Source organism: Micromonospora sp. CPCC 206171 (genome assembly GCF_036906755.1).
GTDB classification, from domain to species: Bacteria; Actinomycetota; Actinomycetes; order Mycobacteriales; family Micromonosporaceae; genus Micromonospora; species Micromonospora purpureochromogenes.
The window spans coordinates 54,028-64,135 of the sequence record NZ_JBAKHT010000030.1; the positions used below are offsets into that span (position 1 = coordinate 54,028).

Annotated in this window: 10 protein-coding genes; 2 read left to right on the forward strand and 8 right to left on the reverse strand. The window is 72.9% G+C overall.

The features are described 5' to 3' along the window. The first annotated feature begins 110 nt into the window (after positions 1–110). Complete coding sequence (pgl, locus tag V6U89_RS26030) at positions 111–881, forward strand: 6-phosphogluconolactonase (RefSeq protein WP_334574531.1); 771 nt, start codon at positions 111–113, stop codon at positions 879–881. Between the two features lie 52 nt (positions 882–933). Here the strand turns inward: pgl and V6U89_RS26035 are convergent, their stop codons facing one another. From V6U89_RS26035 to rapZ, 8 genes are all read right to left on the reverse strand, one after another. Next, positions 934–1,278, reverse strand: a complete 345-nt coding sequence (locus V6U89_RS26035) for an RNA polymerase-binding protein RbpA (protein ID WP_334574533.1) — start codon at positions 1,276–1,278, stop codon at positions 934–936. Between the two features lie 131 nt (positions 1,279–1,409). Then, on the reverse strand, positions 1,410–1,670 hold the full coding sequence (secG, locus tag V6U89_RS26040) for a preprotein translocase subunit SecG (RefSeq protein ID WP_210776685.1): 261 nt from the start codon (positions 1,668–1,670) through the stop codon (positions 1,410–1,412). 95 nt (positions 1,671–1,765) lie between these two features. After that, complete coding sequence (tpiA, locus tag V6U89_RS26045; protein ID WP_334574536.1) at positions 1,766–2,557, reverse strand: triose-phosphate isomerase; 792 nt, start codon at positions 2,555–2,557, stop codon at positions 1,766–1,768. Then, the gene (locus tag V6U89_RS26050; protein ID WP_334574538.1) at positions 2,557–3,756 is read right to left on the reverse strand and encodes a phosphoglycerate kinase; all 1,200 of its coding nucleotides are present in this window, start codon (positions 3,754–3,756) and stop codon (positions 2,557–2,559) included. Before V6U89_RS26050 ends, tpiA begins: the two co-directional genes overlap by 1 nt. Next, positions 3,753–4,757 (reverse strand): type I glyceraldehyde-3-phosphate dehydrogenase, encoded by a 1,005-nt coding sequence (gene gap, locus V6U89_RS26055; protein WP_334574540.1) that lies wholly within the window; start codon positions 4,755–4,757, stop codon positions 3,753–3,755. The genes V6U89_RS26050 and gap overlap by 4 nt, the downstream gene beginning before the upstream one ends. A gap of 264 nt (positions 4,758–5,021) precedes the next feature. Then, entirely contained in the window at positions 5,022–6,002 is a 981-nt protein-coding gene (gene whiA / locus V6U89_RS26060) for a DNA-binding protein WhiA (RefSeq protein WP_328344966.1), read from the reverse strand. A 54-nt stretch (positions 6,003–6,056) separates the two neighbouring features. Further along, positions 6,057–7,019 carry a gluconeogenesis factor YvcK family protein gene (locus V6U89_RS26065; RefSeq protein ID WP_334574543.1) on the reverse strand — a complete coding sequence of 321 codons (963 nt, stop codon included), beginning with the start codon at positions 7,017–7,019 and terminating at the stop codon, positions 6,057–6,059. Continuing rightward, complete coding sequence (gene rapZ, locus V6U89_RS26070; protein WP_425463544.1) at positions 7,016–7,936, reverse strand: RNase adapter RapZ; 921 nt, start codon at positions 7,934–7,936, stop codon at positions 7,016–7,018. The genes V6U89_RS26065 and rapZ overlap by 4 nt, the downstream gene beginning before the upstream one ends. A 216-nt stretch (positions 7,937–8,152) precedes the next feature. Between rapZ and recQ the strand changes: the two genes are divergently transcribed. Beyond that, positions 8,153–9,994 (forward strand): DNA helicase RecQ, encoded by a 1,842-nt coding sequence (gene recQ / locus V6U89_RS26075; protein ID WP_334574544.1) that lies wholly within the window; start codon positions 8,153–8,155, stop codon positions 9,992–9,994. Positions 9,995–10,108 lie beyond the last annotated feature (114 nt).

Below are 10,108 nucleotides of genomic sequence, written 5' to 3' on the forward strand. Positions count from 1 at the left end.
GGGAGCCGACACGCTTCCCGGGGCGCGGGAGGGGTGACGGACGGGCCGACCGGCCCCCGGGCACGACGAACACGGACCGCGCGAGCGCGGTCGGGAGACGAAGGCACAACATGAGTGAGGCGAGTGTCGCCGTACACGCCGACGCCGACCTGCTGGCGCAGGCGGTGGCGGCCCGGCTGGTGGTGAAGCTGCTCGACGCGCAGGCGGACCGGGGTCAGGCGTCGGTGGTGCTGACCGGAGGGCGGGTCGCCGCCGCGGTGTACCGGGCGGTCGCCGCGCTGCCGGCCCGGGACGCCGTCGACTGGGCGCGGGTGGACGTCTGGTGGGGCGACGAGCGGTTCCTGCCCGCCGGCGACCCGGAGCGCAACGAGACGCAGGCCCGGGCGGCGCTGCTGGACGCCGTACCGCTGGACCCGGCCCGGGTGCACCCCATGCCGGCCTCCGACGGCCCGCTGGGCGCCGACCCGGAGGCCGGTGCCGCCGCGTACGCCGAGGAGCTGGCCCGGGCCGCGCGGCCCGGCCATGCCGCGCTCCCCCACTTCGACGTGCTGATGCTGGGCGTCGGCGAGGACGGGCACGTGGCGTCGGTCTTCCCCGAGCACCCGGTGCACTACGACAACCGGCCGGTCAGCGCGGTGCGGGGCAGCCCGAAGCCGCCGCCGCTGCGGACCACGCTCACCCTGCCGACGATCAACACCGCCGAGGAGGTCTGGCTGGTGGCCAGCGGCGCCGACAAGGCCCGGGCGGTCGGCATGGCGCTGGCCGGGGCGGGCCCGGTCCAACTGCCGGCAGCCGGCGCGCGGGGCGTGTCGCGTACCCTCTGGCTGCTCGACCGGTCGGCGGCGGCCGACGTGCCACCCCGCTCGCGCAGCCTGCGCTGAGGCATCACGACGAGGAGCCCCGGCCCCCGGTGGGGGTCGGGGCTCCGGCGTCTCACTCCCGGCCGCGACGGCGGCGCAGCGCGGCGAGGGCCTCGGCCAGGATGGCTGCCCCCTCCTCCTCGCTGCGCCGCTCCTTCACGTACGCCAGATGGGTCTTGAAGGGCTCGGGACGACTCCGCCCGGGCGGGTTCTCCGCGTCCCGGCCGGCGGGCAGCCCGCAGCGGGGGCAGTCCCACTGCGGGGGCGCCTCGGCGTCCACCGCCATCCTGATCTCCGTGGCGTGCCCGTTGCGGCACCAGTAGGTCACCGCCCGGCGGGGTGCGGGCTCGTAGCGCTCGGCGGGGCGTTCGGGGGCGGACCCGATCCGTGAGCCACGGATGACGTTGCCACTGGGCACGGCTGCTCGCTCCTGTCGTCGGAGGGACCGCCGCTCGGCAGGGGGGTGGGCGGCGGCGACGCGCTGCACAACGAACTGCGCGCGGTCCGTAACGGACCGCGCGCAGATTGTACGCCGAGACGCCGACGGGCTCAGGCCCCGGTGTTGAGCTGGAGCCGGAGCCAGAGGCCGAGCCCCACGATGCAGGCGAACCAGACGATGCTCACCAGGACGGTGTACCGGTCGAGGTTCTTCTCGGCCACGGACGAGCCGGCCAGGCTGGAGCTGACGCCGCCGCCGAACATGCTCGACAACCCGCCGCCCTTACCCCGGTGCAGCAGGATCAGCATGGTGAGCAGAACGCTCGTGATGACCAGCAACACGATCAACGTGTATGCGAACCAGATCGGCATGGCTGGGGTCAGTCCTCTCGTTACGATCCTCGCCCGGACAGATCGGGCACGGTGGCACCGACCGGTGGACGGGCGGCCTCAAGGATAGCGAGCGATCAGCGGGCGGTGTGCTCCGGGAACCGGCAGATCTTCGCGAACTCCTCGGCGTCCAGGCTGGCGCCGCCCACCAGGGCCCCGTCCACGTCCGGCTGGGCCATGATCGCGGCCACGTTCGAGGACTTGACCGACCCGCCGTAGAGGATCCGGACCTGGTCCGCGGTGCCCTGGTCGAAGGTCTCGACCAGCCGCTTGCGCACCTCGCCGCAGACCTCCTGGGCGTCCTCCGGCGTCGCCGTCTTGCCGGTGCCGATCGCCCAGACCGGCTCGTACGCCACGACGACCTTGGCCACCTGCTCGGCGGTGAGCCCGCGCAGGGCGCCGTCGAGCTGGTCGCAGCAGTGCGGCACGTGCCGCAGCTGCTCCCGGACCTCCAGGCCCTCACCGATGCAGAGGATCGGGGTGAGCCCGTTGGCCAGCGCCGCCGTCACCTTGGCGTTGACGATCGCGTCGGACTCGTAGTGGTAGGCGCGCCGCTCGGAGTGCCCCACCACCACGTACGTGCAGCCCAGCTTGGCCAGCATCGGCCCGGCGATGTCCCCGGTGTAGGCGCCCGACTCGTACGGCGACAGGTCCTGCGCGCCGTAGCCGATCAGCAGCTTGTCGCCGTCCACCGCGGTCTGCACGGTGCGCAGGTCGGTGAAGGGCGGCAGGACCACCGTCTCGACCTCGGTGAGCTGCTTCTCGGTGAGGCTCGCGGCCAGCTTCTGCACCAGCAGGTTGGCCTCGAGGTGGTTCAGGTTCATCTTCCAGTTGCCGGCCATCAGCGGCCGGCGGGTGACGCTCGCCATCACTTCTCCAGGGCCGCGATGCCGGGGAGGGTCTTGCCCTCCAGGTACTCCAGGGAGGCGCCACCGCCGGTGGAGATGTGCCCGAAGGACGACTCGTCCAGACCCAGGGCCCGGACCGCCGCCGCGGAGTCACCGCCACCGACCACGCTGAAAGCGTCGGCCTTGGTGATCGCCTCGGCCAACCCGCGGGTGCCGGCGGCGAACGGCGCCATCTCGAACACGCCCATCGGACCGTTCCAGAAGATGGTCCTCGCCTGGGACAGCGCGGCGGCGAAGCCGGCCACCGTCTCCGGGCCGATGTCCAGCCCGAGCCGGTGGCTCGGGATGCCGTCGGCGCGCACCGTGTCGTGCGCGGCGTCCGGGGCGAAGGCGTCCGCGGCCACCACGTCGACCGGAAGCATGATCTTGCCGCCGGAACGCTCCATGAGGTTGCGGCAGGTCTCGACCATCTCCTCCTCCAGCAGCGAGGTGCCCACCTCGTGGCCCTGGGCCTTGAGGAAGGTGAAGCACATCCCGCCGCCGATGAGCAGCCGGTCCACCGTGGGCAGCAGCGCCTCGATGACCGCCAGCTTGTCGGAGACCTTGGAACCGCCGAGCACCACCACGTACGGGCGCTCCGGCTTACCGGTCAGCTTGGAGAGCACCTCCACCTCGCGCAGCACCAGCCGGCCGGCGACGTGCGGCAGCCGGGCGGGTACGTCGTACACGCTGGCGTGCCTGCGGTGCACCGCGCCGAACGCGTCGTCGACGTACGCGTCGCCGAACGCGGCGAGCTGGTCGGCGAACGCACCCCGCTCGGCGTCGTCCTTGCTGGTCTCCCCCGTGTTGAAGCGGAGGTTCTCCAGCAGGGCGACCTGACCGTCGGCCAGCGCGTCCACGGTGGAGCGGGCCGAGTCGCCGACGGTGTCCTCGGCGAAGTGCACCGGCGCGTCGAGCAGCTCGCCGAGGCGACCGGCGACCGGCCGGAGGCTGAACTGCGGGTCCGGCGCGCCCTTCGGGCGGCCCAGGTGCGAGCAGACGACCACCTTGGCGCCGGCGGAGACCAGCGCGCCCAGGGTCGGCAGGACCGCGCGGATGCGGCCGTCGTCGGTGATCTCACCGGTCTGCTTGTCGAGCGGGACGTTCAGGTCGGCGCGCACCAGCACGCGCCGACCCGACACCCCCTCGGCGAGCAGGTCGTCAAGGTTGCGGATGCTCACAGCGAGGAACCCACCAGCTTGACCAGGTCCACGAGGCGGTTGGAGTAGCCCCACTCGTTGTCGTACCAGCCGACGACCTTGACCTGGTTGCCGACGACCTTGGTCAGCGGCGCGTCGAAGATGCAGGACGCCGGGTCGGTGACGATGTCCGAGGAGACGATCGGGTCCTCGTTGTAGACCAGGATGCCCTTGAGCGGACCCTCGGCGGCGGCCTTCATCGCGGCGTTGACCTCGTCCACCGTGGTCTCCCGGCCGACGTTGACGGTCAGGTCGGTGGTCGAGCCGGTCGGGATCGGCACCCGCAGCGCGTAGCCGTCCAGCTTGCCCTTCAGCTCCGGCAGCACCAGGCCGATCGCCTTGGCGGCGCCGGTCGAGGTCGGGACGATGTTCAGCGCGGCCGCGCGGGCCCGACGCAGGTCCTTGTGCGGCGCGTCCTGCAGGTTCTGGTCCTGCGTGTACGCGTGGATGGTGGTCATCAGACCGTGCTGGACACCGAACGTGTCGTGCAGGACCTTCGCCATCGGGGCGAGGCAGTTGGTGGTGCAGGACGCGTTGGAGATGATGGTGTGCTTGGCCGGGTCGTACTGGTCCTGGTTGACGCCCATCACCACCGTGACGTCCTCGTTCTTCGCCGGCGCGGAGATGATGACCTTCTTGGCCCCGCCGTCGATGTGCGCCTTGGCCTTGGTGGCGTCGGTGAAGAAGCCGGTGGACTCGATGACGACGTCCGCGCCGACGTCGCCCCACGGCAGCTGCGCCGGGTCCTTCTCGGCGTACGCCTTGATGGTCCTGCCGCCCACGGTGATCTCGTCGGCGGTCGCCTTCACCTCGTGCGGGAGGCGGCCCAGGATGCTGTCGTACTTGACAAGGTGGGCGAGCGTCGCGTTGTCGGTCAGGTCGTTGACCGCCACAACCTCGATGTCAGCGCCGGACGCCAGCACTGCCCGGAAGAAGTTACGGCCGATCCGGCCGAAGCCGTTGATGCCAACCCGGATGGTCACAGGTCCCATCTCCTCGCGTTCTGGTCCGCCGGCGTAAGACCCGGGCCGGCGGAGGTGTGTGCGCCGACCGTTGGAGCCGGCCGTTGACGGTTCATCTCGGCCACCCCGCCGCGGTCCGTGAAGACCTGACCGCCCGAGGCGGTGAGCACGGCGAGGAGTGCCTGTGCCGGCCCCCTTGCCGTACGCAGCGACCTTATCCGAGCGTGCGGCGTCACGCTGCGGCGGGTGGTGATCCCGCTCGCATCGTGGAGCCCCACCGTCCTATCAGACCACGAGCATGTCGGGCGTGACGGCCGCTTCCGTATCCGGGATGCCCAGGTCGCGGGCCCGCTTGTCGGCCAGCGCCAGCAGCCGGCGGATCCGGCCGGCGATGGCGTCCTTGGTCAGCGGCGGGTCGGCCAGCGCGCCCAGCTCCTCCAGCGAGGCCTGCCGGTGCTCCAGGCGCAGCCGCCCGGCCGAGGTCAGGTGGTTCGGCGCGTCCTCGGCCAGGATCTCCAGCGCCCGGGTCACCCGGGCGGCGGCGGCCACCGCGGCGCGGGCCGAGCGGCGCAGGTTGGCGTCGTCGAAGTTGGCCAGCCGATTGGCGGTGGCCCGGACCTCGCGGCGCACCCGGCGCTCCTCCCAGGCCAGCACGCTGGAGTGCGCCCCGACCCGGGTGAGCAGCGCGGCGATCGCGTCACCGTCCTTGACCACCACCCGGTCCACCCCCCGCACCTCGCGGTTCTTGGCGGTGATGCCGATCCGGCGGGCCGCGCCGACCAGGGCCAGCGCGGACTCCGGACCCGGGCAGGTGATCTCCAGCGCGCTGGAGCGGCCGGGCTCGGTCAGCGAGCCGTGCGCCATGAACGCGCCCCGCCAGGCAGAGACCGCGCAGCAGACGTTGGCCGCCACCACGTGCGGCGGCAGGCCACGCACCGGGCGGCCGCGCACGTCGAGCAGGCCGGTCTGCCGGGCCAGCGCCTCGCCGTCCTTGACCACCCGGACGATGAAGTGGCTGCCCTTGCGCAACCCGCCGGAGGCGAGCACGTGGATCTCGCTCGGATAGCCGTACACCTCGGCGATCTCCCGGCGCAGCCGCCGGGCCACCGCCCCGGTGTCCAGCTCGGCCTCCACCACCACGCGACCGGAGACGATGTGCAGCCCGCCGGCAAAGCGCAGCAGTGCGGCCATCTCCGCCCGCCGGCAGCAGGGCTTGGGCACGTCGACCCGACTCAGCTCGTCCTTGACCGCAGCCGTCATCGCCATTCTGCGCCCCTCCACGGACCGGTACCGGCGTGTCGCCGGTGATTACGTACGTGCTTAACGATCGGCGCCCAGGACAGGCACCAACGCGGCGCCCAGGGCGGCCGGATCATGACGGGGAGAGCCGTCGGTGACGGCGACAGGGGCGAGGACCAGCCGGGCACCCAGCGATTCTGCCGCACGTCCGGCCGGTTCGGGATCACCCACCGCCTTCGAATCGGCCAGCACGAAGTCCACGGTGAGCTGCGGAAGGTACGAGTGCAGGGCGGCCAGGTGGTCGGCGACGGAGAGCCCGAGGGTCTCCTTCTCGGCCGCCAGGTTGAGGGTGACCAGCCGGCGGGCCCGACTCGCGACGATCGCGGCGGCCAGCCCGGGCACCAGCAGGTGCGGCAGCACGCTGGTGTACCAGCTGCCCGGCCCGAAGATCAGCCAGTCGGCCTCGCCCACCGCGGCGACGGCCTCGACGCAGGCGTCCGGCGCGGTCGGGGTGAGCCGCAGCGACTCCACCCGGCCGGTGGTCACCGCCACCTGGTGCTGGCCGCGCACCGTGCGTACCTCGTCGGGGCGGGCCGGATCGGCGCCGCGTACCCGCGCCTCGATCCCCACCGGCTGGCGGGACATCGGCAGCACCCGACCCACCGCGCCGAGCATCGCCCCGGCGTGCTCAAGCGCGGCCACCGGGTCGCCGAGCTGCTCCATCAGGCCGCAGAGCACCAGGTTGCCCACCGCGTGCCCGGCCAGGCCGTCGCCGGAGTCGCCGGCGAAGCGGTGCTGGAAGAGCCCGGCGCTGCGCCGGGTGGCGGGGTGGTCGCCGGCCAGCGCGACCAGGGCCTGCCGCAGGTCGCCCGGGGGCAGCCCGCCGCGCTCGGCGCGCAGCCGGCCGCTGGAGCCGCCGTCGTCGCCGACGGTGACCACGGCGGTGATGTCCAGGTCGAGGTCACCGGCGCAGTGGCGCAGCGCGCGCAGCGAGGCGGAGAGCCCGTGCCCCCCGCCGAAGGCGACCACCTTCGCCGCCGTCATTCCCGCCCCAGGTCCCGGTGCTGAGCGTTGGCGGCCAGACCCGACTGGCGCAGCCGGCCGGACAGTTCCTCCGCGATGGCCACGCTGCGGTGCTTGCCGCCGGTGCAGCCGACGGCCACGGTCAGGTAGCGCTTGCCCTCCCGCTCGAAGCCGGCGGTGGTGGCGTTGACCAGGTCGGCGTACGCGGCGACGAAGGCGTCCGCACCCTCCTGGCCCAGCACGTACGCGCTGACCGCCTCCTCCCGCCCGGTGTGCTCGCGCAGCTCCGGCACCCAGTACGGGTTGGGCAGGAACCGGGCGTCGAGCACGAAGTCGGCGTCGGGCGGCAGGCCGTACTTGAAGCCGAAGGAGATCACGGTGACCCGCAGCCGGCGGGCGTCCTCGCCGCCGAAGAGCTCCTCGATGCGCCGCCGCAGCTGGTTGACGTTGAGGTGGCTGGTGTCGATGATCACGTCGGCCTGGTCGCGGGCCTCCTCCAGCAGGCCGCGCTCCACGGCGATGCCGTCGGCCAGCCGCCCCTCGCCCTGCAACGGGTGCGAGCGCCGGACGCTCTCGAAGCGGCGGATGAGCACCTCGTCATCGGCGTCGACGAAGACCACCCGGGGTGAGAAGCCCCGGTCCCGCAGCTCGCGAATCGCCCCGGCCAGATCCGTGGAGAAGGCGCGCGAGCGCACGTCGAGCACCATCGCGGTACGCCGGGCCGCGCCGCCGGCCTTGACCGCCAGCTCGGCCATGTCCAGCATCAGCGCCTGGGGCAGGTTGTCCACCACGTAGTAGCCGACGTTCTCCAGCGCCCGGGCGACCGTGCTGCGGCCGCCACCGGACAGCCCGGTGACCACCACCAGCGTGGTGTCCGCCTCCGCCGTCGCCGCGCCGCCGTCCGGGGCGTACCCGTCGGTCGTCCGCACCTCGCTCACCCACTACCCCCCAGCCGTGCCGCGTCCGGTTCGTCCCGGACACGCATGGTCGATCAGCGACTCTATCCCCCCGGGCGGCGTCGATCGGTTCCCGCCCGTCCGACCGGTGCCGGTGTCGGCATCGGTGGCCTCTCCAGGAAGCGGCGACGGCGAAGCGGGTATTCCCGCCCGGGTCGGCGGCGACGGGTTGTCGGCGTCGGCTCGTAGACTCCGCGGATGACCTCCCCCACCGACCTGCGCACCGAGGACGCGCTGCGGGTGCTCCGCCGGGTCTTCGGCTACGACGCCTTCCGCGGCTTCCAGCGGGAGGTCATCGACCACGTGGTGGCCGGCGGCGACGCGCTGGTGCTGATGCCCACCGGCGGCGGCAAGTCGCTGTGCTACCAGATCCCCGCCCTGGTCCGCGAGGGCGTCGCGGTGGTCGTCTCCCCGCTGATCGCGCTGATGCAGGACCAGGTCGACGCGCTGACCGCCGTCGGCGTCCGGGCCGGGTTCCTCAACTCGACGCAGGACCTGGAGGCCCGCCGCCAGGTGGAGAAGGCCTTCCTCGCCGGCGAGCTGGACCTGCTCTACCTCGCCCCGGAGGCGCTCGGCTCCCGGGCCACCCTCGGCCTGCTCGACCGGGGCCGGATCGGCCTGTTCGCCATCGACGAGGCGCACTGCGTCTCGCAGTGGGGGCACGACTTCCGCCCCGACTACCTGGCCCTGTCGATGCTGCACGAGCGGTGGCCGACGGTGCCCCGGATCGCGCTCACCGCCACCGCGACCAGCGCCACCCGCGCCGAGATCGCCAGCCGGCTCAAGCTGACCGACGCCCGGCACTTCGTGGCCAGCTTCGACCGGCCCAACATCCAGTACCGGATCGTGCCGAAGAAGGAGCCGCGCAAGCAGCTGCTCGCCCTGCTGCGCGACGAGCACCCCGGCGACGCCGGCATCGTCTACTGCCTGTCCCGGGCCTCGGTGGAGAAGACCGCCGAGTTCCTGGTCGCCAACGGGGTCGCCGCGCTGCCGTACCACGCCGGCCTGGACCCGGCCACCCGCGCCACCAACCAGCAGCGTTTCCTGCGCGAGGACGGCCTGGTGATGGTGGCGACGATCGCGTTCGGGATGGGCATTGACAAGCCCGACGTCCGGTTCGTCGCCCACCTCGACCTGCCGAAGTCGGTGGAGGGCTACTACCAGGAGACCGGTCGGGCCGGGCGGGACGGCCTGCCGTCCACCGCCTGGCTGGCGTACGGCCTCCAGGACGTGGTGCAGCAACGCAAGATGATCGAGACGTCGGAAGGCGATCTCGCGCACCGGCGCAACCTCGCCACCCACCTCGACGCGATGCTGGCCCTCTGCGAGACGGTCCGCTGCCGCCGGGTGCAGCTGCTCGAATACTTCGGCCAGAGCGGGGCGGCCGGCTGCGGCAACTGCGACACCTGCCTCACCCCGCCGGAGACCTGGGACGGCACGGTGCCGGCGCAGAAGCTGCTCTCCACCGTCTTCCGGCTGGACCGGGAGCGCAACCAGCGCTTCGGCGCCGGGCACTGCGTCGACATCCTGCTCGGCAAGCAGACCGACAAGATCAACCAGTACGGCCACGATTCGCTGAGCACCTTCGGCATCGGCACCGAACTGCGGGAGACCGAGTGGCGCGGGGTGGTCCGGCAACTGCTCGCCGAGGGGCTGCTCGCCGTCGAGGGCGACTACGGCACCCTGGCCCTGACCGAGGCCAGCGCGGAGGTGCTGGGCCGCCGCCGCACGGTGACCATGCGCCGGGAGCCGGAGCGGCCGGCGTCGGGCCGGTCCGCGAAGCCCCGGGGCGGAGCCACCGTCGTCGCCGACCTCGCCCCGGAGGCGGCGTCGGTCTTCGAGCGGCTGCGTGCCTGGCGGGCGGCCACCGCCAAGGAGCAGGGCGTGCCGGCGTACGTGATCTTCCATGACGCCACGCTGCGACAGATCGCCACCGAGGCGCCCACCTCGCTGGCCGGGCTCTCTCAGATCAACGGCGTCGGCGAGAACAAGCTGGCCAAGTACGGCGAGGGCATCCTCGCCGTACTCGCGCAGGGCTGACCCTCGGGCAAGACGAAAGGGCCGGCCCCGGGTGGGGCCGGCCCTTGTCGGTGGTGGGTCAGGCGGTGGCGGAGTAGCCGCGGGTGGCGATCCAGTCGGCGAGGTTGTCGACGC